Origin of the sequence: Frigoribacterium sp. CFBP 13605 (assembly GCF_014839405.1) — a bacterium.
Classification (GTDB): domain Bacteria; phylum Actinomycetota; class Actinomycetes; order Actinomycetales; family Microbacteriaceae; genus Frigoribacterium.
In genome coordinates this window covers 122,509-146,964 of the sequence record NZ_JACYNS010000002.1, presented here as the reverse complement: position 1 = coordinate 146,964, position 24,456 = coordinate 122,509, and the positions used below count along the sequence as shown (strand labels likewise).

The window sequence follows — 24,456 nt, the reverse complement described above, 5'->3', positions numbered from 1 at the left end:
CGCGTCCGGACGGGCGTCCCGCCGCGGAGGCGCGGGTCGCCTCGGCCGGGTCGGGCGTCGGTTCTCGGGTCCACGGCGCGCGCATGCGTCCAGGGTAGGGGTGGCCGGGCGACGCGGCCCGGCCACCTCGGTCGAGCCCGGGATCGGCGCTGACCGGACGTCCGGACGTTCCGTCTACGATGGACCGACCGTGGGCGTGCCCGGCGTCCTGCCGCACGCCCCCACCATCGAGACTCGAAGAGGTTCACCGTGGCACTACAGGGCGTTGGCGTCGGACGTGGAGTGGCCGTCGGCCCTGTCAAGAAGATGCCCGATCCGCTGCCCGAGCCGGGCACCGATCCCCGCACCGCCGACGCGGCTCTCGAGTACGACGCCGTGCTCACCGCCCTCTCCGCGGTCGCCGCCGACCTCACGGCCCGCGGCGAGAAGGCCGGCGGCGAGGCGAAGGACGTCCTCGACGCCCAGTCTCTGATGGCCCAGGACCCCACCCTCACCGACGACGTGAAGGCCCGCATCGACGACGGTCGCACCGGTGAACGCGCCGTGCACGAGGCGTTCGCCTCCTTCCAGGACCTCCTGATCGGCATGGGGGGCTACATGGCCGAACGCGCGACGGACCTCGGCGACGTGGCGCAGCGCGTCATCGCCTCGCTGCGAGGCGTCCCGGCTCCCGGGGTGCCCGAAAGCGACACCCCGTTCGTGCTGGTCGCGCCCGACCTCGCCCCTGCCGACACCGCCCTGCTCGACCTCGACAAGGTGCTCGCCCTGGTCACGCGTGACGGCGGACCCACGTCGCACACCGCCATCCTCGCCCGGTCCAAGTCGATCCCCGCGATCGTCGGGGTGACCGGTGCGCTCGACCTCGCCGACGGCACGATCGTCGTGGCCGACGCCGCGACCGGCGTCGTCACGGTCGACCCGTCCGCGGACGAGGTCGCCGACGCCGAGAAGCGCATCGCCGACCGCGCGGCCGCCGCCGCCGCGCCGCTCACCGAGGGTGCGCTGGCCGACGGCCACACCGTCCCGCTGCTCGCGAACCTGGGCGCGCCGGCCGAGGCGGCCGGGGCCATCGAACTGGGTGCCGAAGGCGTCGGACTGTTCCGCACCGAGTTCCTCTTCCTCGGCAATTCCACCGCGCCCACCGTCGAGAGCCAGACGGCGAGCTACACCGCTCTGCTCGAGGCCTTCCCGGGCAAGAAGGTCGTCGTGCGCGCCCTCGACGCGGGCGCCGACAAGCCGCTCAGCTTCCTGAACGACGCCCACGAGGAGAATCCCGCGCTCGGCCTGCGCGGCCTCCGCGCCCTGCGCGTCAAAGAAGACATCCTGCGCGACCAGCTCACCGCCTTGGCGCAAGCACAGGCGGCGACCACCGCCGACCTGTGGGTCATGGCGCCCATGGTCAGCGACGCCGAAGAGACCGAGTACTTCGTCGCCCTCGGCCGAGAACTCGGCCTGAAGACGGTCGGCGTGATGGCCGAGGTCCCCTCGCTCGCGGTGCTCGCGGACCAGATCTTCGCCAGCGCCGACTTCGTCAGCGTCGGGACGAACGACCTCACCCAGTACACGATGGCGGCCGACCGCATGCTCGGCTCCGTGGCCGCCTATCAAGACCCCTGGCACCCCGCCGTGCTGCGTCTGGTCAAGTCGCTCGGCGACGCCGGTGCCGCAGCCGGCAAGCCGGTCGGCATCTGCGGCGAGGCCGCGGCCGACCCCCTGCTGGCCGTCGTGCTCGTCGGTCTGGGGGCGACCACGCTCTCGATGACGCCGGCCGCGTTGGCCGACGTGCGCCTCGAGCTCTCCCGGTACACCCTCGACCAGGCTCGCGAGCTCGCGGCCGCCGCCGTCGCGGCGACCACCGCCGCGGGCGCGCGACAGGCAGCCGAAGCCGTCACCGTCTGACGGTCGGGACGGCGTCGCCCCTCCCGGGGGCGGCGTCGTTCGTCGTCCGTCCGACTCCGACCTCGGGATCGACGGGCCTCAGGGTGTTCCGGCCTCAAGACGGTCCGGCTTCAGCGTGCCCCGGCCTCGGCGCGACGTTCGTCGAGGTGGTCGGCCAGTTCGCCCCAGGCCACGACCACGTCGCGCAGCGCACCGGCCGTGCTCTCGTCGAGCACCGAGACGAGGCCGCGGGGATCGTCGACGAGGACGAGCGCGCTCGATCGCGACAGCACCGCGTACGACGACGACCGGTCGCCGACGGGTGCGTTCGTGCCCCGCAGTTCGAGGTGCAGGCGACCCGACGACCGCGTGAGACGTGCCCGCACCGGATCGCCGTCCGAGGCGAAGAACTCGGCCAGCGCCTCCCGGTCGTCCGAGAGGACGTCACGCTCCCACCCGTTCTCGGCGAGCCGCGAGTCGGCACCGGCCACCGACTGCCAGAGGACGACCGACCTCTCGGTCGGGGAGGCTCCCGCACGCAGGCCGAAGCGCGCCTCCAGGTTGTCCGCGACGGCGGCGGACACCGCCGCGCGGTCGACCGACGGCGGCGGATCGAGCCGGTCCACCACGACCGCGGCCACGGCGTCCAGTTCGCGAGGCCAGGTCGACACCCGCGTCTCGTCGAGCAAGCGGTCGTGGTCGCCCGAGAGCAGGACCTTCTCGACGAGCTCGTCGAGGCGCGCGAGGGCCCGACCGAACTCTCGGTCGGCGGTGGGTCGGAGGGGCGGCCTCGTCCGGACGGCTGCCGCGAAGGCTCGTCGGCGTTCCCGCTGGTCGAGGGGGCGTTCGCCGTTGCGGTACGGGCGTCGTCTCACGAGATCGCTCGCGGACCGGGCCCGCAGGGCCGTCGGTCGAGGCGTCGGGCGTCGTTCATGGCAGGCCTCTCGAGGGTCGTTGGCGATGACGGGGACCCAGCCTAGGCCTCGTGGGCCGTCTCGGGCCGGGCTGGTCCGAGTCCGCCGTGCATCCGGTCACGGCCCTCCGCCACGGAGCAGAATCGACGGGTGGGCACCCCAATCCGACACCCGTTGGTCGACGCGATCTCGTCGCGCGCCGTCCGGGTCGACAGCAGGGCCCGCGTCGTCCGACTCAGTCGTCCGCTCGCGGACCTCCTCGGTCGACCCCCGACGAGTCGACGCGTCGTGCTCGTCACCAGCGAACGGTCGCGCCTCACCGTCGGCCTCCGGGCCGCCCTGGTCGCCGCCGGGGGCGTCTGGGCCGTGCACGACGACGAGGACCGTCTCCGGGACGGCCTCACGGGCCTGCCCTACGCCGACGTCGACGCCGCGGCCACCGAGCCCGACGCCTCGGTACCCGCCGCGCCGTCCGCCGGGTGGCTGCCCCTCATCGAGGACGCCGTCGACACCACCTGCCAGCTCAGCGTCGACCTCACGGTGCTCCACAGGGCGTCCCACGACACGAGCCTCGGAGGCGCGGTCGAGACCCTGGGAGCGGCCGTCTCGGGCGCCGTCCCGACCCGGTGGGGGGCGACCGAGCCCCTCGGCCACGCCTGGGACCGCTGGGTCCTCACCCAACACGCCCGTCACCAGGCTCCTGAGACCGTCCGGGTCGTCGTCGAGGGGCCGCACCTCTCGGCGACGATCACCGCACGGGTCACCGACCAGGGCATCGAGGAGACCACGGCGTTGACGGTCGACGTGACCGAGGGGACGCTCGACGACGCCATCGCCCGGCTGACCGACGCTCTCGGCCACATCGCCGAGTCGTCCCTGCCGACCTTCGCCCTCGTCATCGCCCGCGAGGGCGAGTCCGATCGGTGCGTCCGGGCCGTGACCTACCCCCCGCCGAACCCGGTCGCCCTCTTGATCGGCGCACCGTCCGTGCGTCGGCTCGGCCTCGAACGCTCCGCCCTCGACGCCGAGCGTCCGGTCGTCGTGGTCGGCCGACCGCGCCTGCCCGCCTACGTCGTGCCGCTGGGTGACGAGGCCACGTCGGGCTGGAACGCTCTGCACCGCACGCTGGAGGCCGTCGGCCCCGAGAGGCTCGCCCAGCTCGTGGCCAGCCCTCTGCTCCAGGCGTGGGAGGAAGACCTGCACGAACTGGACCTGCTGCACGAGAGCACGGCCGAGGCCGAGGCCATGACCGAGACCGATGCCGGGACGGGCAGCCGGTCCGGCGACCAGGCAGGCATCGAGTCCCAGGCCGGAACCGAGCGTCCGCGTCCTGCCGAGGACGAGAGCTGATGCCCCGCGACATCACCATCCTGAGTCCGCACGTCTACGACCAGCTCGACCTCGCCACGGCGGCCCACGCCGTCGACGGTTCGCTGGGCGTGCGCGAGATCGACGGCGGCGACGCCCTCCAGGTGTTCGGGGCGGGTGGGGTTCCGCTCCTCACCGTCTACCAGGCGGCCGAACTGACCGAGGCGGACGAGGTCCACCGTCTGCTGCCCGACCCGCCCTCGGTGCCCCTCCCGGTGTTCTGGATCGACGCCGTCGCCCCGATGGGCGACGAAGGCGAGACCGGGGTGTCGGTCGCGCTACGACTCGCCCTCGGCCTCGAGGCCGCCTGCATCGTCGAGGACGACTGACCAGGTCGTCGACGTGCGTCCTTGCACCGCCGCGACCCGTCGTACGAGAGAGGGCCCGACCACGTGGTGGTCGGGCCCTCTCTCGTGGCGGTGGCTCGGTGTCAGGCCCGTCCGCGCAAGACGGCCTGCTTGACCTCGGCGATGGCCTGCGTCACCTGGATGCCGCGCGGGCAGGCCTCGGTGCAGTTGAAGGTGGTGCGGCAGCGCCACACGCCTTCTTTGTCGTTCAAGATGTCGAGGCGCACCTGCGCACCCTCGTCGCGCGAGTCGAAGATGAAGCGGTGCGCGTTGACGATGGCGGCCGGACCGAAGTACTGGCCGTCGGTCCAGAACACCGGGCAGCTCGACGTGCAGGCGGCGCAGAGGATGCACTTGGTCGTGTCGTCGAAGCGCTCGCGCTGGGTGGCGCTCTGCAGGCGCTCCTTCTCGGGCTTGGACGAGGCCATGAGGAACGGCTGGATCTCGCGGTACGACTGGAAGAAGGGCTCCATGTCGACGACGAGGTCCTTCTCGAGGGGAAGGCCCTTGATCGCTTCGACGTAGATCGGCTGCGAGATGTCGAGGTCCTTGATCAGCGTCTTGCAGGCCAACCGGTTGCGACCGTTGATGCGCATCGCGTCGGAGCCGCAGACGCCGTGGGCGCACGAACGACGGAAGGTCAGCGATCCGTCCTGCTCCCACTTGATCTGGTGCAGGGCGTCGAGCACCCGGTCCGTCGGCAGCACCTGGACGTCGAAGTCCTGCCAGCGGGGCTCGTCGTCGACCTCGGGGTCGAACCGGCGGATGATCAGGGTCGCCGTGAACGTGGGGACGGCGTCGGCGCCCTGGGGCTTGTTCTCGAGGACAGCGGTGCTCATGTCAGTACTTCCGTTCCATCGGCTGGTAGTTCGTGATCACGACGGGTTTGGTGTCGAGGCGGATGTGGTCGCCGGCCAGGGACGAGTGGGCGTCGCCCGTCAGGTACGCCATCGTGTGGACGAGCCAGTTCTCGTCGTCGCGCGTGGGGTAGTCCTCGCGGAAGTGCCCCCCGCGGCTCTCCTGACGCGAACGAGCCGAGTAGACGACGACCTCGGCGAGGTCGAGCAGGAAGCCCAGCTCGATGGCCTCGAGCAGATCGGTGTTGAAGCGCTTGCCCTTGTCCTGCACCGAGATGTTCTTGAACCGGTCGCGGAGGTCGGCGATCACGTGGGTGACCTCGTCGAGGGTCTCTTCGGTACGGAACACCTGGGCGTTGCGGTCCATGCTGTCCTGCAGCTCCTTGCGCAGCGTCGCGATGCGCTCGGTGCCCGTGGCGTTGCGGACGTCCTCGACGAGACCGCGCACGAAGCCGGCCGGATCGTCGGGCAGCGGCACGAAGGGGGCGTCCTTCACGTACTCGACGGCGTTGTTGCCGGCGCGCTTGCCGAAGACGTTGATGTCGAGCAGCGAGTTCGTGCCGAGGCGGTTCGAGCCGTGCACGCTGACGCAGGCGCACTCGCCGGCGGCGTAGAGGCCCGGCACGACCGTCGTGTTGTCGCGGAGCACCTCGGCCTTGACGTTCGTCGGGATGCCACCCATGGCGTAGTGGGCGGTCGGCAGCACGGGGACGGGCTCGGTGTACGGCTCGACGCCGAGGTAGGTGCGGGCGAACTCCGTGATGTCCGGCAGCTTGGCGTCGATCACGGCCGGGTCGAGGTGCGTGATGTCGAGGTAGACGTAGTCCTTGTGCGGTCCGGCCCCACGGCCCTCGCGGATCTCGGTCGCCATGCAGCGCGCGACGATGTCGCGGGGCGCCAGGTCCTTGATGGTGGGGGCGTAGCGCTCCATGAAGCGCTCGCCCTCGCTGTTGCGCAGGATCGCGCCCTCACCGCGGGCGGCCTCGCTCAGCAGGATGCCGAGCCCGGCGAGGCCGGTCGGGTGGAACTGGAAGAACTCCATGTCCTCGAGCGGCAGGCCCTTGCGCCAGATGATGCCCACGCCGTCGCCGGTCAGGGTGTGCGCGTTGGACGTCGTCTTGTAGATCTTGCCGAAGCCGCCGGTGGCGAAGATGACGGCCTTGCCCTGGAACACGTGCAGGTCGCCGGTCGAGAGCTCGTAGGCGATCACGCCGGCCGGGCGCTCTTCTCCGTCGATCTCTCCCATGATGAGGTCGAGGACGTAGAACTCGTTGAAGAAGTTGATGCCGTGCTTGACGCAGTTCTGGTAAAGCGTCTGGAGGATCATGTGACCCGTGCGGTCGGCCGCGTAGCAGGCTCGCCGGACGGGGTTCTTGCCGTGCTCGGCCGTGTGGCCGCCGAAGCGACGCTGGTCGATCTTGCCCTCGGGGGTGCGGTTGAACGGCAGCCCCATGTTCTCGAGGTCGAGGACGGCGTCGATCGCCTCCTTGGCGAGGATCTCGGCGGCGTCCTGGTCGACGAGGTAGTCGCCGCCCTTGACGGTGTCGAACGTGTGCCACTCCCAGTTGTCGTCCTCGACGTTGGCGAGGGCCGCGGCCATGCCGCCCTGGGCCGCACCGGTGTGCGAACGGGTCGGGTACAGCTTCGAGATCACCGCGGTGCTGGCGTTCGGGCCGGCCTCGATGGCCGCCCTCATGCCCGCACCCCCGGCCCCGACGATGACGATGTCGTGCTGGTGGTAGTGGACGCCGTCGACGACGGTGCTGGCGGGGGCGGGGGAGGGTGTGGTCACGGTTCTTTCCGGTGGGGGACGTGCGGCCGGTGGCCGGAGTGGACGGTGGGCCGGGTGGCTAGCCGGCGGTGCAGAACGACGGCAGCAGGTCGGCCGGGGCGTTCGCAGGGCACGGGTCGAACGTGTAGATCACGAGCGTGCCGAGGACGAGCAGGACGACGGTCGAGGTCACGAGCGTGACGAGCAGGACCTTGCGCACCGTCGGCTTCGAGACGTAGTCGTTGACGATCGTCCGCATGCCGTTCGTGCCGTGGATCAGCGCGAGCCAGAGGAGGAGGGTGTCGTAGACCTGCCAGAACGGGCTGGCCCACTTGCCGGCCACGAAGGCGAAGTCGATGGCCTTGACGCCGCCCTCGCTCGCGAGCAGGTTGATGAACAGGTGGCCGAACACGAGCACGACGAGCAGCAGGCCGCTGGCGCGCATGTAGATCCAGCCCCACTTCTCGTAGTTGGTGGAGCGCTGGGCCGCACGGGCCGAGCGCGGGGCTTCGACGGTCTGGGTGGTCATGGCTCTACTCCGAGAAGACGTTCATCAGGTGGCGCGGGGCGAAGCCGGCGAACAGGACCACGGCGAGGCCGATGACGACCCAGAACATGACGCGCTGGTACTTGGTGCCGGGGCCCCAGAAGTCGATGAGGATGATCCGCAGGCCGTTCAGGGCGTGGAACAGGATCGCGGCGACGAGGCCGGTCTCGCCGAGCCCCATGATCGGGTTCTTGTAGGTGCCGATCACCGCGTTGTATGCCTCGGGGCTGATCCGCACCAGGGCGGTGTCGAGGATGTGCACCAGCAGGAAGAAGTAGATGCTCACGCCGGTGATGCGGTGGAGGACCCACGACCACATGCCCTCACGGCCCCGGTAGAGGGTGCCGGCGATCTTCCCGGGCGCCTTGGGCGCACTGATCTTCGGTGCACCCGGTCTGCCTGCCGGTGATGCGACCGTTCGCGTCGACTGCTCGGCCATGAGCACTTCTCCTCGCGGATGGGGCGGACGACGTTCTCGCTCGATCGGTACGAGGGACAGCCGTGTCCGCTGGTGGCGTTCTCAGAACCTGTCCAGTCTATGTTCCCGCCGAGTGCGGACGCGGCCCCGCTCCTCCGAAGTCGTTCGACGTCGAGACAAGACGGACCCGTCGGCCCGGCCCCGCGATCAGCGGACGGAGGCGCGCTCCGCCCCGTCGCGGACGCTCGCCATCGCCCGTCGGTAGTGCTCGACGAGCTCGTCGCCGAGCGTCTCCCACGTGCGTCCGACGACTGCCCGCCTGCCGGCCTCGCCGAAGCGGGCCCGCAGCTCGTCCGAGAGGACCAGGGTGCGGACGCTCCGGCGGAGCGAGTGGTCGTGGCGGGGCTCGAAGAGGAACCCGTCGACCCCGTGCCGCACCAGGTCGAGGGGCCCGCCCGCGGCCGGGGCCACGACCGGCAGTCCGCTGGCGTGGGCCTCCTGGACGGTCTGACCGAAGGTCTCGGTCGAGCCGGTGTGCACGAACACGTCGAGCGCCGCATAGGCGTCCGCGAGGTGCTCGCCGTGCAGAGGGCCGGTGAACACCGGGTCGAGCTGTCGCAGGCGGCGGCGGAGGGCGGGCAGTGAGGGGCCGCCCCCGACGACCACGAGGCGGGCCTCCCGCAGGGGGCGCAGGGCGGCCAGCCGCTCGACCTGTTTCTCGGGGGCCAGTCGGCCCACGTAGCCGACGAGCACCTGGTCGGGTGCGCCCCAGGACTCCCGCAGGGCGCGCACCGCGTCGCCCGACTTGCGGTTCGGGTGGAACAGGGCCGAGTCGACTCCTCGCCCCCAGGTCGCGAGCCGGCCCACGCCGGCCGTCTCGAGGTCCCGCAAGGAGGCGCGCGAGGGGACCAGCGTCGTCGTGGCCTGGTCGTGGATGCGGCGGACGAGCCGCCAGGCGACGGCCGAGCCGAGCCCGAGGCCGTTCGTCCCCGCGTACCGGGCGACGTCGGTCTGGAAGACGGCGACCGAGGGCACGCCCAGGCGTGCCGCCGCGGCGATGGCCTGGGCGCCGAGCAGGAACGGCGAGGCGACGTGCACGACGTCGGGTCGGAACCCGGCGATGGCGGCCGCGACCTGCGGGTTCGGCAGGCCGACCGGGAACTGGCGGTAGGCCACGGACGGCACCCGGTGGACGGGGAAGCCGGCGTAGCTCGTGGTCCCGCGGCCGGCCGGGGCGATGACCATGGCCTCGTGTCCGCGTCGGGCCAGGTGGTCGAGCACGCGCAGCACGCTCGTGGTGACCCCGTTGACGGTGGGTAGGAAGCTCTCGGTCACGATCACGACTCGCATCGGTCCTCCTCGGACTGCTCGTGCTGCGAGCCTCGACGGCGACGGTGGCGCGAGGGGATCGGAGGCATGGAGGAGGGGCGTCGATAAGGTGAACTCATGACGATCCAGGAAAGCCTCGACCGGTTCTACAGCATCATCCCGGCGGGTGGCATCGGGTCCCGTCTCTGGCCGCTCAGCCGCGCCGACGCACCCAAGTTCTTGCACGACCTCACCGGCAGCGGTTCGACCCTGCTGCGCGGCACCTGGGACCGCCTCGCCCCGCTCAACGGCGACCAACGCATCATGGTCGTCACCGGGCGGGCACACCGAGCCGCGGTCGAGTCGCAGCTGCCCGGCCTCGCCGACCACAACGTCGTCCTCGAGAGCGAGCCGAAGGACAGCACCGCGGCCATCGGCCTCGCCGCCGCCGTCCTCCGTCGTCGTGAGCCGGACGTCATCATCGGCTCGTTCGCCGCCGACCACGTCATCGCCGACACCCGCGGTTTCGGTCGGGCCGTCCGCGAGGCCATCGTCGCCGCCGACGAGGGCTACATCGCCACGATCGGCATCACCCCCACCGAACCCGCGATCGGGTTCGGCTACATCCATGTCGGCGCACCGCTCGACATCGAGGGCGCACCGAGCGCCCGCACGGTCGAGTCGTTCGTCGAGAAGCCCGACCTCGAGACGGCCGAGCGATACGTCTCCGGCGGCGACTACCTCTGGAACGGCGGCATGTTCATCTCGCGGGCCGACCGGTTGCTCGAGCAGCTGGGCGAGACCCGTCCCGACCTGCTCGAGGGCATCGAAGAGCTCGCGGCGGCATGGGACACCCCGAAGCGCGGCGCCGTCGTCGACAAGGTGTGGCCCGGCCTCGAGAAGATCGCCATCGACTACACCGTGGCCGAACCCGCCGCCGCGGCGGGCCGGCTGGCCGTCGTGCCGGGCGACTTCGACTGGGACGACGTCGGCGACTTCGCGTCCATCGCCAAGCTGCACGCCGGCGGTCGCAAGAGCGACCTGGCCATCCTCGGCGAGAACGCCCGCGTGCTCGCCGACAGCTCGAGCGGCATCGTCGTCGGCAACAGCGGCCGGCTGATCTCGCTGATCGGCGTCAACGACATCATCGTGGTCGACACCCCCGACGCCCTGCTCGTCACGACGACGGCGAACGCCCAACGCGTCAAGGGCGTCGTGGACGCCCTCAAGCTGAGCGGTCGCAGCGACGTCCTCTGACCCGCTCCGGGGCCGTGGACGTTTCGTGCTCGTTACGTCGTGGTCGCGACTGTGTAACGCCTCGGCATCACTACCACCCGTCGGTCGGAGGCGCCCGTCACAGTAGGTAACCTGTCAGCCATACCCACCCGGCGCGCCTCGTGCCGGGCTGCACCCTGGAGGACAACTTGACTACAACTGCGCGCAAGGCCGTGCTCAGCGGCCTCGCCCTGGCGAGCACCGCCGTCATCCTGGCCGGCTGTGCCTCGGCCCCCGAGAGCGGCTCTGGCTCGACCAGCGGCGCCTCGAGCGACTTCGTCCCTTGCATGGTCTCCGACGCCGGCGGCTTCGACGACAAGTCGTTCAACCAGCTCGGCTACGAGGGCCTGACCGAGGCCGCGAAGACCATCGGGTCCACGCCCAAGACGGTCGAGTCGGCCGACGAGACGGTCTACGACGCCAACCTGTCGAACCTCGCCGACCAGGGCTGCAACCTGATCGTCACGGTCGGCTTCGCGCTCGCCGACGCCACCAAGTCGGCGGCCGAGGCGAACTCGGGCATCAACTACGCCACCATCGACGACTCGTCGATCACGGCCGACAACGTGCAGCCGATCACCTTCAACACGTCCGAGGCCGCGTTCCTCGCGGGATACGCGGCGGCGAGCTACTCGAAGACCGGCGTCGTCGGCACCTTCGGCGGCATGCAGTTCCCGACCGTCACCATCTTCATGGACGGCTTCGCCGACGGCGTGAAGTACTACAACGAGCAGAAGGGCAAGGACGTCAAGGTCGTCGGCTGGGACGTCGACGCCCAGAACGGCACCTTCACCGGTGGCTTCGAGGCCGGCACCACGGCCAAGCAGAGCGCCCAGACCCTGATCGACCAGAACGCCGACGTCATCCTGCCGGTCGGTGGCCCGATCTACCAGAGCGCCGCCGAGGCGATCCGCGACTCCGGCAAGGACGTCGTCCTGGTCGGTGCCGACAGCGACACCTACGAGACCGACAGCGCCAACAAGGACCTCTTCCTCACCTCGGTGCTCAAGGGCATCAAGCAGGCGACCGACGCGGTCGTCACGCAGGCCAGCGAGGACAAGTTCTCGAGCACGCCCTACGTGGGCACGCTCGAGAACGACGGCGTCGGCATCGCCCCGTTCCACGACTACGCCGACAAGGTCGACTCCGGTCTGCAGGACGAGCTCGACACCATCAAGGCCGGCATCATCGACGGCTCGATCGAGGTCGAGTCCCCGTCGGCGCTCACCAGCTGACGAAAGCACCTCCCGTCATCGATTAGCATCGACTGACCCAGGGCCGGGAGCGACGGTCACCCCGTCGCTCCCGGCCCTCTCAACGCCCGTGGGCGGGCCGCCGACCCGGTGCCGCCCGTCCCCACCCGAATGCCTAGACCCGAGGTAGCCACCTGAGATGAAGCTCGAACTGCGGGGCATCACCAAGCGATTCGGCGCGCTGACCGCCAACGACCACATCAGCCTGACCGTCGAGCCCGGCGAGATCCACTGCCTGCTCGGCGAGAACGGTGCCGGCAAGTCCACGCTGATGAACGTGCTCTACGGGCTCTACCAGGCCGACGAGGGCGAGATCCTGCTGGACGACGCCGTCCAGCACTTCTCGGGTCCGGGCGACGCCATGGGCGCCGGAATCGGCATGGTCCACCAGCACTTCATGCTGGTGCCCGTCTTCACCGTCGCCGAGAACGTCATGCTCGGCCACGAAGAGACCAGGTCCGGCGGCCGGCTCGACCTCGCCGCGGCACGCGCCAAGGTGCGAGAGATCAGCAGCCGGTTCGGCTTCGACATCGACCCCGACGCCCTCGTCGAGGAGCTGCCCGTCGGTGTGCAGCAACGCGTCGAGATCATCAAGGCCCTGTCCCGTGACGCCAAGGTGCTCGTGTTCGACGAGCCCACCGCCGTGCTCACGCCGCAGGAGACCGACGAGCTCATGGTGATCATGCGTCAGCTGCGCGACGCCGGCACCGCCATCGTCTTCATCACCCACAAGCTGCGCGAGGTGCGCGAGGTCGCCACCCGCATCACGGTCATCCGCCTCGGCAAGGTCGTGGGCGAGGCCGAACCGACCGCCTCGAACGCCGAGCTCGCCTCGCTCATGGTCGGTCGCGCCGTCGAGCTCACCGTCCAGAAGGCCCCCGCCGAAGCCGGCGAGCCCGCCCTGGTGGTCGAGAACCTCCGGGTGGTCGACCCCATCGGACAGGTCGTCGTGGACGACGTCTCGTTCGAGGTCCGCCGGGGCGAGATCCTCGCCATCGCCGGCGTCCAGGGCAACGGCCAGACCGAACTCACCGAGGCCATCCTCGGCCTCCAGCCCCGGGTGGAAGGGCGGGTCTCCCTGGACGGGCGCGACATCACGGGCCGCAGCGTGCGCCAGGTCCTCGACGCGGGCGTCGGTTTCGTCCCCGAGGACCGCAACCAGGACGGCCTCGTCGGCGAGTTCACCGTGGCCGAGAACCTCATGCTCGACCGCTCGCAGTCCGGTCCCTTCGTGAAGCGCGGCTCGCTCAAGCTCGCCGAGCTCGCGGCGTTCGCCGTGGCCAAGGTGAAGGAGTTCGACATCCGCACCCAGGGCATCACGACGCCTGCCGGCCGCCTCTCGGGCGGCAACCAGCAGAAGGTCGTTCTGGCGCGCGAGCTCAGCCGCGACCTGCGGCTCTTCGTGGCCGCCCAGCCCACCCGCGGCATCGACGTCGGGTCGATCGAGTTCGTGCACAAGCGCATCGTCGAGACCCGCGACCAGGGCGTGCCCGTCATCGTCGTCTCGACCGAGCTCGACGAGGTCGCCGCCCTGGCCGACCGCATCGCCGTGATGTACCGCGGCACCATCGTCGGCATCGTGCCGGCGGACACCCCTCGCGACGTGCTGGGGCTCATGATGGCCGGCGAGATGCCGCAGGGAACGGAGCAGGCAGCGTGAGCGACGCCACGACCACCACGACGGGCCCGGGCACGCCACCCGCCCCGTCGACACCGGAGTCGACCGAGGGACGCGGCTCGCGCCTCCTGAGAGAGATCACGACCGGCAACGCCGCCATCTCGGTGCTCGCCGTCGTGTTGGCGCTCGTCGTCTCGGGCCTCCTCATCGGGTTCACCGACACCACGGTGCAGGGCACGCTGGGCTACTTCTTCTCGCGCCCGGCCGACTTCTTCCAGGCGTTCCGGACCGCGGTCGGCGGGTCGTACTCGTCGCTGTTCCAGGGCGCGATCTACAACTTCCGGGTCGACGGCTTCGCAGCGGGCATCCGTCCGCTGACCGAGACGCTGAACTACGCCGTGCCCCTCATCGCCGCGGGCCTCGGCGTCGCGGTCGCGTTCCGCGTGGGCCTGTTCAACATCGGTGCCCGCGGGCAGATGCTGATGGCCTCGGCCGCCGCCGGCTGGGTGGGCTTCTCCTTCCACCTGCCGCTCGCCGTGCACCTTCCCCTAGCCCTCGCCGCCGGCATCGCCGCGGGTGCCCTGTGGGGCGGCATCGTGGGCCTGCTCAAGGCCCGCACCGGCGCCCACGAGGTGATCCTCACGATCATGCTCAACTACATCGCCTTCTACCTGTTGGCCTTCATGTTGCGGACGCAGGGCCTGCTGCAGGCTCCGGGCAGCGCGAACCCCAAGTCGCCCGCCACGCTCGACACGGCGATCCTGCCCGACCTGTTCGGCGCCCGGTACAACCTCAACTGGGGCTTCGTGCTGGTCATCGTGATCACCGCCGTCGTCTGGTGGCTGATCAACCGGTCGACGCTCGGCTTCCGATTCCGTGCCGTCGGCGAGAACCCGCACGCAGCCCGCACGGCCGGCATGAACGTCAAGAACATCTACCTCTACGCGATGCTCATCTCGGGTGCGCTCGCGGGCGTCGCCGGGTCGACCCAGGTGCTCGGCACGCTGACCAGCGGCTTCACCTCGGGCATCGACGCCGGCATCGGCTTCGACGCGATCACGGTCGCGCTGCTCGGTCGTTCGCGGCCGTGGGGAGTGTTCGGCGCCGGCGTCCTCTTCGGCGCGCTCAAGGCCGGCGGGTACTCGATGCAGGCCGCCAACGGCGTGCCGATCGACATCGTGCTCGTCGTGCAGTCCCTCATCGTGTTGTTCGTGGCCGCGCCCCCGCTGGTCCGAGCGATCTTCCGTCTGCCGGCCCCGGGCCTCCGCCCGGTGCGCAAGGCCTCGAACAAGGAGGCGGTGGTCACCAAGTGAGCACGCTCACCCCCGACACCGCGGTCCCCGCCGTGCCGTCGCCCGACCTGGCGCGGGCCTCCTCCCGCAGCCTCAAGGCCCCGATCGCGTTCGCGATCTTCACGATCGTGGCCGCCGTGTTGTTCCTCGGCCTCGCCCGGGACGGCGAGAGCACCTTCCGCCTGTCGACGACGACGGACTTCTTCGCCCTGCCCGACGCGGTCCTGCCGGCGGCCGGCACCGGCATCGTGCTGACGGTGCTCCTGGCCGTCATCACGGTGGTCGCGGTGCTGCGCGCCGTCCGCTTCGAGAAGGTGCCGATCTGGCTGATCGCCGTGTTCGGCGTCCTCTTCCTGCTCGGCTTCCTCACGTGGGCGAGCGCCGGTCAGACCATCCCGGTGCCCGGTCTTCTGCTCGGCGCCCTCGCACTCAGCACCCCGCTGATCTTCGGTGCCCTCGGCGGTGTCATCAGCGAGCGGGTCGGTGTCGTCAACGTCGCGATCGAGGGGCAGTTGCTCGCCGGAGCCTTCGTCTCGGCCATGGTCGCCTCGGCGACCGGGTCGGCCTACGTCGGCCTGGTCGGGGCGATGATCGCGGGCGTGCTCGTGTCGATGGTCCTGGCGGTGTTCAGCATCCGCTACATCGTCGACCAGGTCATCGTCGGCGTCGTGCTCAACGTGCTCGTCACGGGCCTCACCAGCTTCCTGTACTCGCAGGTGCTGTCGAAGTCCGAGTCGCTGAACCGCGGCGTGCGGTTCCCGCAGCTCGACATCCCGGTCCTCAGCCAGATCCCGATCGTCGGGCCGGTCTTCTTCCGTCAGACGATCATCGTCTACCTGATGTACATCGCGATCGCGGTCGTCTTCTACGGTCTCTTCCGCACGCGGTGGGGGCTGCGCCTCCGTTCGGTGGGCGAGCACCCGCAGGCGGCCGACACCGTGGGCATCAAGGTCAACGCCACCCGGTTCTGGAACGTCTCCCTCGCAGGGGCGATCGCCGGCCTCGGCGGGGCGTACTTCACGCTCGGTTCGCTCGGCAACTTCCAGAAAGAGATGACGGCGGGCGCGGGATTCATCGCCCTGGCCGCGGTCATCTTCGGTCGGTGGGACCCGATCCGGGCCACGCTCGCCGCGCTGTTGTTCGGCTTCGCGAGCAACCTGCAGAACGTGCTCGGGGCCATCGGTTCGCCGGTGCCCAGCGAGTTCATGCTCATGCTGCCGTACGTCGTGACGATCTTCGCGGTCGCCGGCCTGGTCGGGCAGTCCCGGGGCCCCGCGGCCTCGGGCAAGCCCTACATCAAGTCGTGACCGCCCGCAGCAGCGAGTCCGTGCTCGCCGAGACCGACTGGGACGCCCTCCGCGGAGCGGCTCGCGACGCCATGCGCAAGGCGTACGTCCCCTACTCGAACTTCCCCGTGGGGGCCGCGGCCGTCACGGACGACGGTCGGATCGTCTCGGGCTGCAACGTCGAGAACGCCTCGTACGGCATAACCCTCTGCGCCGAGTGCTCACTGGTGTCCGACCTCGTCATGTCGGGAGGGGGCCGTCTGGTCGCCTTCGCCTGCGTCGACGGCAACGGCGGGGTCCTGATGCCCTGCGGGCGGTGCCGTCAGCTGCTCTACGAACACTCCGACGAAGCGATGGTGCTCGACACCGTCTCGGGCTTCAAGACCATCGACGAGGTCATCCCCGACGCGTTCGGACCGCGGCAGCTCGAGGCGTACCGCGCCTCGCAGGGCTGACCCGCGCTTCCTCGTCCCTCCCGGTCGCGACCCCGTGGTCGCGCCGTCGCACCACCCACCGCACCACCGCTAGGAGCCCCGCCGTGACCCAGAACGCCGTCGAACCGTTCGACACCGTCGACCTCATCCGCGTCAAGCGGGGCGGCGACGCCCTCAGCACCGCGCAGATCGACTGGCTGATCGACGCGTACACGCGCGGTTACGTCGCGGACGAGCAGATGTCGGCGCTGACCATGGCGATCTTCCTCAACGGCATGGAGCGCCGAGAGATCCGCGACATGACGATGGCCATGATCCGGTCGGGCGAGACGATGGACTTCGCCGGGCTCGGCAAGACGACCGTCGACAAGCACTCCACCGGTGGCGTCGGCGACAAGATCACCCTGCCGCTGGCCCCGCTCGTCGCCTCGTTCGGCGTCGCCGTGCCCCAGCTCTCGGGCCGTGGCCTCGGCCACACCGGGGGAACGCTCGACAAGCTCGAGTCGATCCCCGGCTGGCAGGCCTCGATCTCGAACGACCGCATGCGCGAGATCATGGCCGACAGCGGCGCCGTCGTCTGCGCCGCCGGGTCGGGCCTCGCCCCCGCCGACGGCAAGCTCTACGCGCTCCGTGACATCACGGGCACCGTCGAGGCCATCCCGCTGATCGCGTCGTCGATCATGAGCAAGAAGATCGCCGAGGGCACCGCCGCCCTCGTCCTCGACGTCAAGTTCGGGTCGGGCGCCTTCATCCAGGACATCGAGCGGTCGCGTGAGCTGGCCCGCACGATGGTCGACCTCGGCACCGACGCCGGCGTCGCGACCACCGCCCTGCTGACCGACATGAACGTGCCGCTCGGGTTGACCATCGGCAACGCCCTCGAGGTCCGCGAGTCGGTCGAGACCCTCGCCGGAGGCGGCCCCGAAGACATCCGCGAGCTCACGGTGGCACTCGCCCGCGAGATGCTGACCCTCGCGGGTCGACCCGACGCCGACGTCGAGGCCGCCCTCGACGACGGACGCGCCATGGACGCCTGGAAGCGCATGATCCGTGCCCAGGGCGGGGACCCCGACGCCGCGCTGCCGACCGCCCGCGAGACGCACGTCGTCACCGCCGGGCGCAGCGGTCACCTGACCGAGCAGCACGCGCTGCCCTTCGGCATCGGTGCCTGGCGCCTCGGCGCCGGTCGCGCCCGCAAGCAGGACCCCGTGCAGGCGGCGGCCGGCATCGAGCTGCACGCGAAGCCGGGCGACCGGGTCACCGAGGGCCAGCCCCTCTTCACCCTGCACACCGACGAACCCGAGCGGTTCGAGCGTGCCCTCGAGGCCGTCGACGGGGCGTGGACGATCGGCGACGAGGCTCCGGCGGCGCGCACCATCGTCGCCGAGCGCATCGGCTGACGACCCGCCCGAGCACGTCCCACCGGCACCGCGCCTCCGTCCAGGAGGCGCGGTGCCGGTTCTCGTGGAGAGCGCACCTCTCTCGTGGCGCGCGTCCAGAGTCGCCGCCCGGAGCGCTAGTAGATTGAGGGCATGAGCGCTCCCGACAAGGACTACCGGCTGCCGAACGGGGGCCCGCGCCTCGCGGCCCTGCCGAAGGTCTCGCTGCACGACCACCTCGACGGCGGACTCCGGCCCGAGACCATCGTCGACCTCGCGGTCGAGGCCGGCATCGATCTCCCCGCGTCCGAACCCGAGGCGCTGCGCCGCTGGTTCGTCGAGAACGCCGACTCCGGCACCCTCGTCGACTACCTCGCGACCTTCGAGCTCACGGTCGCGGTCATGCAGACCCGCGAGCAGCTGACCCGGGTCGCGCACGAGTTCGTCCTCGACCTGGCCGCCGACGGCGTCTTCCACGCCGAGGTGCGCTGGGCCCCCGAGCAACACCAACGGCAGGGGCTCACCCTCGACCAGGCGGTGGAGGCCGTGCAGGCGGGCTTCGCGTCGGCCGTGCGGTCGCTGGCCGACGACGGGTACGAGATCTCGGTCGGGCAGATCCTGAGTGCGCTGCGCCAGGGCGAGCGATCGCTCGAGATCGCCCAGCTCGCCGTGCGTCATCGCGAGAACGGCGTGCTGGCCTTCGACATCGCCGGTCCCGAGGCGGGGTACCCGGCCGCCGACCACAGGGTCGCCTTCGACCTGTTGGCCCGCGAGTTCATGCCCGTCACGGTGCACGCGGGCGAGGCCGACGGTCTCGACAGCATCCGGGGTGCGTTGATCGACGGGCGGGCCCTCCGGCTCGGCCACGGGGTCCGCATCGCCGAAGACATCCGCGTCGTCGCGAGCAAGGGGTCGACCTCCACCGTCGAGATCGGGCCGATCGCGTCGTGGGTGCGCGACCGCGAGATCCCGCTCGAGTTGTCGCCGCAGTCGAACCTGCAGACCGGTGCCATCGCCGCCTGGGGAACGGACCTCGACGACCACCCCTTCGACCTGCTGTACCAGCTCGGCTACGGCGTGACGGTCAACACCGACAACCGCCTGATGAGCGACACGAGCCTCTGCAAAGAGCTCGCCCTGCTCAGCCAGGCCTTCGACTACGACCTCGACGACCACGAGACCTTCCAGCTCAACGCCGCCGCGTCGTGCTTCCTGCCCCTCGAGGACCGCGAGGCGCTGGCCGACCGCATCACCGCCGGCTTCGAGGGGGCCTGACATGGCGCTCCCGCCGCTCCCGGACGAGGCCGTCGTCATCGGCGCCCAGGTCGTCGACTGGCGTGAGGCCGTCCGGGTGGCCGGTCGTGCCTTGGTCGACTCCGGTGCCGCCCGCGAGGGCTACGGCGACGAGATGGTCCGCATGATCGACGAACACGGCCCCTACGTGGTCATCGCCCCCGGTCTCGCCCTGGCCCACGCACGGCCCGGTGACGACGTCGTCCGCGACGGCCTGGCCGTCGTGACCCTGGCCGAGCCCGTTCCGTTCGGGCACCCGCACAACGACCCGGTCAGCGTGGTCCTCGGCCTCGCGATCGTCACCGTCGGCGGCCACCTCGAGTCGATCGCCGACCTGGCGAACGTCTTCAACGAGGCCTCCGTCATCCCAGCCCTCGCGGACGCCTCCTCGGTCGACGAGGTGCGGCGGCTCATGGGCGTCCCCGCCTGATCGCCCTCCCACGGATCGAGACCTCCCCACAATGAAGATCGTCACCATCTGCGGCGCCGGCATCGGCAGCAGCGGAATCCTCAAGGTCAACGCCGAGCGGGTCCTGGCCAAGCTCGACATCGAGGCCGACGTGGTCGCGGCCGACATCGGCTCGATCGCGACGGTCGGTGACGATGCGCAGGTGATCCTCACGTCGGCCGAGTTCGTCGAGGCCATCGGCTCCACGTTCGCCGACGTCATCGTCATCCAGAACCACTTCGACCAGGCGGAGCTCACCGAGAAGCTGCAGAAGTCGCTCGGCTGACCGCGGCGTGCGGCACCGGGGCGAACCGGACCGGCCACGACGAGAGAGACCCCGGAGGCGCAGTTCGCGCCTCCGGGGTCTCTCTCGTCGTCCGGGCGGTCACCGCCCCGACCGTCAGGCCAGGAGGTCGCGCATGCCCGCGTCGAGATCGGCCACGGCCGCCTCGGCGGCGGCTCGACGGGCGACGGCGTCGCCCTCGGTGCTCGACGCGTCGATGTAGACCTTGAGCTTCGGCTCGGTGCCGCTCGGGCGGACGATGACGCGTGAGCCGTCGGTGAGCCAGTAGCGGAGGATGTCGCCCGCGGGGAAGGCTCCGAACCCGTCCCGGAAGTCGTCCACCCGGTCGACGCGGTGCGAGCCGATCGTCGACGGCGGGCGCCGGCGGAGACCGTCGGTGAGGTCCGTGATGGTGGCGAGGTCCTCGACCCGGATCGAGATCTGCGAGGAGGCGTAGGCGCCGAACCGCTCGTCGAAGGCGACGAGGTGCTCGGCCAGGCTCGACCCGGCCGTGTGCAGCTCGGTGGCGAGGGCGAGGAGGTCGACCGCGGCCGAGATCCCGTCCTTGTCGCGGACGACGTCGGGGTCGACGAGGTAGCCGAGTGCCTCTTCGTAGCCGTAGAGCAGCCCTCCGACGCGGGAGACCCACTTGAATCCCGTGAGCGTGTCGACGTAGTCGAGTCCGTGTACCCGGGCGATCTCGCGCAGGGCGGGCGACGAGACGATGCTCGCGGCCAGGGTGCCGTCGCGGTCGTCCCGTCGTGCCCGTTCTGCGGCGCGCCAGCCGAGCAGCGAGCCGACCTCGTTGCCGCTGAGTCGACGCCAGCCGCCGTCGACGGGGATCGCGACCGCGAGCCGGTCGGCGTCGGGATCGTTGGCGATGACCAGGTCGGCCTCGACGCGGCCGGCCGTGGCGTACGCGAGGTCCAGGGCGCCCGGCTCTTCCGGGTTGGGGAAGGCCACGGTCGGGAACGCCGGGTCGGGGGCGCTCTGCTCGCCGACCGGGATCGGCTCGGTGAAGCCGGCGGTCGCGAACACGCGGCGTGCGACCTCCCACCCGACGCCGTGCATCGCGGTGTAGACGACCCGTGGCTGACGACCGTTCGCCGCCGTGCCGGCCACCGCGGCGGTGCGACGGACGTACTCCATGACGAGGTCGTCACCGGCCTCGCGGTAGTCGTCGGAACGGGCCAGTCGCGTGACGGGGGACTGCGCGGCCTTCTCGATCTCGGCGGCGATCTCGCCGTCGACCGGGGACACGATCTGCGAGCCGGCGTCGACACCGCCGAGGTAGACCTTGTAGCCGTTGTCCTGCGCCGGGTTGTGGCTCGCGGTCACCATGACGCCTGCGCTGACGTCGAGGTGGCGCACGGCGAAGGCCAGCACCGGGGTCGGGAGGGCGCGGGGCAGGATCGTGGCCGCGACGCCCGCGGCGGCCATGATCTCGGCCGTGTCCCGCGCGAAGACGTCGGAGTTCTTGCGCCCGTCGTAGCCGATGACGATGGAGGGGCTCGACTCGCGGCCCCGCAGGAAGGCCGCGAAGCCGGCCGCGGCCTGCGCCACGAGCACGCGGTTCATGCGGTTCGGACCCGAGCCGAGGGCGCCGCGCAGGCCGGCCGTGCCGAACTGCAGGCGACCGGCGAAGCGGTCGGCGAGTTCGGACGAGGCGTCGGCGTCGTCGGAGCCGGCCCGGGTCAGCAATCGGTCGAGCTCGTCGCGCGTCTCGTCGTCGGGGTCCTGGTCGCGCCAGGCGGTAGCCGATGCGATCAACCGCTCGAGGTCGGACGAGACCGGGGAGCCGTCGCTGCCGGACCCCGTCACGTCGCCGCTCACAGGGCCGCCACGATGCGGGCGAGCAGGTCGCTGATCTTGGCCTCGGCGTCGCGCCCGGCCTCGAGCACCTCGGCGTGGCTGAGCGGCGTCTTCTGGATGCCCGCGGCCAGGTTGGTGATCAGCGACATGCCGAGCACCTCCATGCCGGACTGGCGCGCGGCGATGGCCTCGAGGGCCGTGGACATGCCCACGATGTGCCCGCCGATGGCCTTGGCCATCTGCACCTCGGCCGGCGTCTCGTAGTGCGGGCCGCGGAACTGCGTGTAGACGCCCTCGTCGAGCTCGGGATCGATGCCGCGGGCGACGTCGCGGAGGCGCGTCGAGTAGAGGTCGGTCAGGTCGATGAACGTCGCGCCCTCGAGGGGCGAGTCCGCCGTGAGGTTGATGTGGTCGCTGATCAGCACCGGCGTGCCGGGCTTCCAGGTCTCCTTGATGCCCCCGGCACCGTTCGTCAGGATCATGGTCGTCGCGCCCGTGGCGGCGGCCGTGCGCACGCCGTGCACGACCCGACGCACGCCGTGGCCCTCGTAGTAGTGGGTGCGGGCGCCCATGACGAGGGCGTGCTTGCCCGAGGGCAGTGCGATGCTGCGGATCGAGCTCGTGTGGCCGACGACGGCCGACGCGGCGAAGCCGGTGATCTCGGTCGCGGGGACCTCGGCGACGGTCTCACCGATCAGGTCGGCGGCCTTGGCCCAACCGCTGCCCAGCGTCAGGGCGATGTCGTGTCGGGCGACGCCGGTCTTCTCGGCGATCTCGGCGGCGGCGGTGCGGGCGACCTCGAAGGGGTCGGCGGCGCGGTCGTCGAGCGGGTGCGTGGTGGTCTCAGACATGGCGTCCACTCTAGGGTCTGCCGACGCGCGTCCCCGGTCGCCGCCGGGCCCGGCGCGGGGGTCAGTCGATGCTGAGCAGGACGTGACCCGACGAGACCGTCTCGCCGACGACGGCCGCGATGCCCGAGACGGTGCCGTCGCGGTGGGCGGCGACGGGCTGCTCCATCTTCATGGCCTCGAGGACGAGCACCAGGTCGCCCTTGACGACCTGCTGACCGGCCTCGACCGCGAGCTTGACGACGGTGGCCTGCATCGGAGCCTTGACCTCGGCACCGGTCGCGGTGACGACCGACGACCGGGGCGCGCCCCGGCGCTTGGGCGCGACCGCAGGAGGCGCGGTGCGCGACCCGAGGCCCGCCGGCAGCGAGACCTCGAGGCGCTTTCCGCCCACCTCGACCACGACGGTGTCGCGTTCGTCGGCCGGCCGGGGGGCCTCGGCCTCGCCGCTCCACGCGGGGATGGTGTTGTCGAACTCGGTCTCGATCCAGCGGGTGTAGATGGAGAACGCTGCACCGTCGGCCGGCGCGAAGGCGGGGTCGTCGACGATGGCACGGTGGAACGGCAGCACGGTCGGCAGGCCGGCGACCTCGAACTCGGCCAGGGCGCGACGGGAACGCTCGAGGGCGTCCTCTCGCGAAGAACCCGTGACGATCAGCTTGGCGAGAAGCGAGTCGAACGACCCGCTGATCTCGTCGCCGGCCTGGACGCCGCTGTCGACGCGGACGCCGGGACCGCCCGGGGCCTTGAAGACGTGGATCGGACCGGGTGCGGGCATGAAGCCCCGACCGGCGTCCTCGCCGTTGATGCGGAACTCGAACGAGTGGCCGCGGGCCTCGGGGTCGTCGTAGTCGAGCACGCCGCCCTCGGCGAGGCGGAACTGTTCGCGGACGAGGTCGATGCCGGTGACCTCTTCGGACACGGGGTGTTCGACCTGGAGGCGCGTGTTGACCTCGAGGAACGAGACGGTGCCGTCCTTGCCGATCAGGAACTCGCAGGTGCCGGCACCGACGTAGCCGACCTCGCGGAGGATGGCCTTCGACGACTCGTACAGCTTCGTGGTCTGCTCGTCGGTGAGGAACGGTGCGGGGGCCTCTTCGACGAGCTTCTGGTGACGGCGCTGCAGCGAGCAGTCGCGGGTCGACACGACGACGACGTTCCCGTGTGCGTCGGCCAGGCACTGGGTCTCGACGTGGCGGGGCTGGTCGAGGTACTTCTCGACGAAGCACTCGCCGCGTCCGAAGGCCGCGACGGCCTCGCGGGTGGCCGAGTCGAACAGCTCGGGGACCTCTTCGCGGGTGCGGGCGACCTTGAGACCGCGTCCGCCGCCGCCGAAGGCCGCCTTGATCGCGACGGGGAGGCCGTGCTGGTCGACGAACTCGAGCACCTCGTCGGCGCCCGAGACGGGGTTGAGGGTGCCGGGGGCGAGCGGGGCGCCGACGCGCTCGGCGATGTGCCGGGCCGAGACCTTGTCGCCCAGCTGCTCGATGGCCTCGGGCGACGGGCCGATCCAGACCAGGCCCGCGGCCTGGACGGCCCGGGCGAAGTCCGCGTTCTCGGCGAGGAAGCCGTAGCCGGGGTGCACGGCGTCGGCACCCGAGCGGCGGGCGATCGAGAGGATCTTGTCGATGACCAGGTAGGTCTCGGCGCTCGTCGTCCCGCCCAGGGCGTAGGCCTCGTCGGCGAGGCGGGCGTGTTGGGCATCGCGGTCCTGGTCGGCGTAGACCGCCACCGAGCCGATTCCGGCGTCACGTGCGGCCCGGATCACGCGGACGGCGATCTCTCCACGATTGGCGATGAGGACCTTGCTGATACGCGGCATAGTTC

General features: G+C 71.0%; 22 protein-coding genes. 13 read left to right on the top strand and 9 right to left on the bottom strand.

Features of this window, described 5'->3' with window-relative positions; genetic code table 11:
* Positions 1 to 249 precede the first annotated feature (249 nt).
* Positions 250 to 1,899 carry a phosphoenolpyruvate--protein phosphotransferase gene (gene ptsP, locus IFT36_RS01795; protein ID WP_200412282.1) on the top strand — a complete coding sequence of 550 codons (1,650 nt, stop codon included), beginning with the start codon at positions 250 to 252 and terminating at the stop codon, positions 1,897 to 1,899.
* 110 nt (positions 1,900 to 2,009) lie between these two features.
* Here ptsP and IFT36_RS01790 read toward each other — a convergent pair whose 3' ends face one another.
* Positions 2,010 to 2,753, bottom strand: a complete 744-nt coding sequence (locus IFT36_RS01790) for a hypothetical protein (protein ID WP_192124738.1) — start codon at positions 2,751 to 2,753, stop codon at positions 2,010 to 2,012.
* Between the two features lie 189 nt (positions 2,754 to 2,942).
* Here IFT36_RS01790 and IFT36_RS01785 point away from each other — a divergent pair, with 189 nt between their 5' ends.
* Positions 2,943 to 4,142, top strand: coding sequence for a DUF6177 family protein (locus IFT36_RS01785; RefSeq protein WP_200412281.1), 1,200 nt, complete (start codon positions 2,943 to 2,945; stop codon positions 4,140 to 4,142).
* Positions 4,142 to 4,489 carry a hypothetical protein gene (locus IFT36_RS01780; protein ID WP_056046421.1) on the top strand — a complete coding sequence of 116 codons (348 nt, stop codon included), beginning with the start codon at positions 4,142 to 4,144 and terminating at the stop codon, positions 4,487 to 4,489. Before IFT36_RS01785 ends, IFT36_RS01780 begins: the two co-directional genes overlap by 1 nt.
* Before the next feature lie 101 nt (positions 4,490 to 4,590).
* On the opposite strand, the gene IFT36_RS01775 is transcribed toward IFT36_RS01780, so the two are convergent.
* The 5 genes from IFT36_RS01775 to IFT36_RS01755 form a co-directional block, all read right to left on the bottom strand.
* Positions 4,591 to 5,346, bottom strand: a complete 756-nt coding sequence (locus IFT36_RS01775; RefSeq protein ID WP_056046419.1) for a succinate dehydrogenase iron-sulfur subunit — start codon at positions 5,344 to 5,346, stop codon at positions 4,591 to 4,593.
* Between the two features lies 1 nt (position 5,347).
* The gene (gene sdhA / locus IFT36_RS01770; protein ID WP_056046417.1) at positions 5,348 to 7,156 is read right to left on the bottom strand and encodes a succinate dehydrogenase flavoprotein subunit; all 1,809 of its coding nucleotides are present in this window, start codon (positions 7,154 to 7,156) and stop codon (positions 5,348 to 5,350) included.
* Positions 7,157 to 7,214: 58 nt separating this feature from the next.
* A complete protein-coding gene (sdhD, locus tag IFT36_RS01765) occupies positions 7,215 to 7,664 on the bottom strand; it encodes a succinate dehydrogenase, hydrophobic membrane anchor protein (RefSeq protein WP_056046415.1) in 450 nt (149 codons plus the stop codon).
* A gap of 4 nt (positions 7,665 to 7,668) precedes the next feature.
* Positions 7,669 to 8,121, bottom strand: a complete 453-nt coding sequence (gene sdhC, locus IFT36_RS01760) for a succinate dehydrogenase, cytochrome b556 subunit (protein WP_082460414.1) — start codon at positions 8,119 to 8,121, stop codon at positions 7,669 to 7,671.
* A gap of 186 nt (positions 8,122 to 8,307) precedes the next feature.
* The gene (locus IFT36_RS01755; protein ID WP_173151232.1) at positions 8,308 to 9,450 is read right to left on the bottom strand and encodes a glycosyltransferase family 4 protein; all 1,143 of its coding nucleotides are present in this window, start codon (positions 9,448 to 9,450) and stop codon (positions 8,308 to 8,310) included.
* A 96-nt stretch (positions 9,451 to 9,546) separates the two neighbouring features.
* On the opposite strand from IFT36_RS01755, the gene IFT36_RS01750 reads away from it, so the two are divergent.
* The 10 genes from IFT36_RS01750 to IFT36_RS01705 all read left to right on the top strand — a co-directional run bounded on the left by IFT36_RS01750 (position 9,547) and on the right by IFT36_RS01705 (position 19,972).
* The gene (locus IFT36_RS01750) at positions 9,547 to 10,665 is read left to right on the top strand and encodes a mannose-1-phosphate guanylyltransferase (protein WP_123570462.1); all 1,119 of its coding nucleotides are present in this window, start codon (positions 9,547 to 9,549) and stop codon (positions 10,663 to 10,665) included.
* A 167-nt stretch (positions 10,666 to 10,832) separates the two neighbouring features.
* Entirely contained in the window at positions 10,833 to 11,918 is a 1,086-nt protein-coding gene (locus tag IFT36_RS01745) for a BMP family lipoprotein (protein WP_200412280.1), read from the top strand.
* Between the two features lie 157 nt (positions 11,919 to 12,075).
* Complete coding sequence (locus IFT36_RS01740) at positions 12,076 to 13,596, top strand: ABC transporter ATP-binding protein (RefSeq protein ID WP_192124744.1); 1,521 nt, start codon at positions 12,076 to 12,078, stop codon at positions 13,594 to 13,596.
* Complete coding sequence (locus IFT36_RS01735) at positions 13,593 to 14,867, top strand: ABC transporter permease (RefSeq protein ID WP_200412279.1); 1,275 nt, start codon at positions 13,593 to 13,595, stop codon at positions 14,865 to 14,867. The genes IFT36_RS01740 and IFT36_RS01735 overlap by 4 nt, the downstream gene beginning before the upstream one ends.
* Positions 14,864 to 16,153 carry an ABC transporter permease gene (locus IFT36_RS01730; protein WP_200412278.1) on the top strand — a complete coding sequence of 430 codons (1,290 nt, stop codon included), beginning with the start codon at positions 14,864 to 14,866 and terminating at the stop codon, positions 16,151 to 16,153. Before IFT36_RS01735 ends, IFT36_RS01730 begins: the two co-directional genes overlap by 4 nt.
* Entirely contained in the window at positions 16,150 to 16,587 is a 438-nt protein-coding gene (locus IFT36_RS01725) for a cytidine deaminase (protein ID WP_162234605.1), read from the top strand. The genes IFT36_RS01730 and IFT36_RS01725 overlap by 4 nt, the downstream gene beginning before the upstream one ends.
* A gap of 83 nt (positions 16,588 to 16,670) precedes the next feature.
* Positions 16,671 to 17,966 (top strand): thymidine phosphorylase, encoded by a 1,296-nt coding sequence (locus tag IFT36_RS01720; RefSeq protein WP_200412277.1) that lies wholly within the window; start codon positions 16,671 to 16,673, stop codon positions 17,964 to 17,966.
* Positions 17,967 to 18,098: 132 nt separating this feature from the next.
* Positions 18,099 to 19,220 (top strand): adenosine deaminase, encoded by a 1,122-nt coding sequence (locus IFT36_RS01715; protein ID WP_200412276.1) that lies wholly within the window; start codon positions 18,099 to 18,101, stop codon positions 19,218 to 19,220.
* A gap of 1 nt (position 19,221) precedes the next feature.
* Entirely contained in the window at positions 19,222 to 19,668 is a 447-nt protein-coding gene (locus IFT36_RS01710) for a PTS sugar transporter subunit IIA (RefSeq protein WP_200412275.1), read from the top strand.
* A gap of 31 nt (positions 19,669 to 19,699) precedes the next feature.
* Entirely contained in the window at positions 19,700 to 19,972 is a 273-nt protein-coding gene (locus IFT36_RS01705) for a PTS sugar transporter subunit IIB (RefSeq protein ID WP_056046395.1), read from the top strand.
* Between the two features lie 114 nt (positions 19,973 to 20,086).
* Here the strand turns inward: IFT36_RS01705 and IFT36_RS01700 are convergent, their stop codons facing one another.
* From IFT36_RS01700 to IFT36_RS01690, 3 genes are all read right to left on the bottom strand, one after another.
* Positions 20,087 to 21,790, bottom strand: a complete 1,704-nt coding sequence (locus tag IFT36_RS01700; RefSeq protein ID WP_200412285.1) for a phospho-sugar mutase — start codon at positions 21,788 to 21,790, stop codon at positions 20,087 to 20,089.
* Positions 21,791 to 21,798: 8 nt separating this feature from the next.
* Positions 21,799 to 22,632 (bottom strand): purine-nucleoside phosphorylase, encoded by an 834-nt coding sequence (locus IFT36_RS01695; protein ID WP_123570460.1) that lies wholly within the window; start codon positions 22,630 to 22,632, stop codon positions 21,799 to 21,801.
* Between the two features lie 61 nt (positions 22,633 to 22,693).
* Complete coding sequence (locus IFT36_RS01690; protein ID WP_056046390.1) at positions 22,694 to 24,451, bottom strand: acetyl/propionyl/methylcrotonyl-CoA carboxylase subunit alpha; 1,758 nt, start codon at positions 24,449 to 24,451, stop codon at positions 22,694 to 22,696.
* Positions 24,452 to 24,456 lie beyond the last annotated feature (5 nt).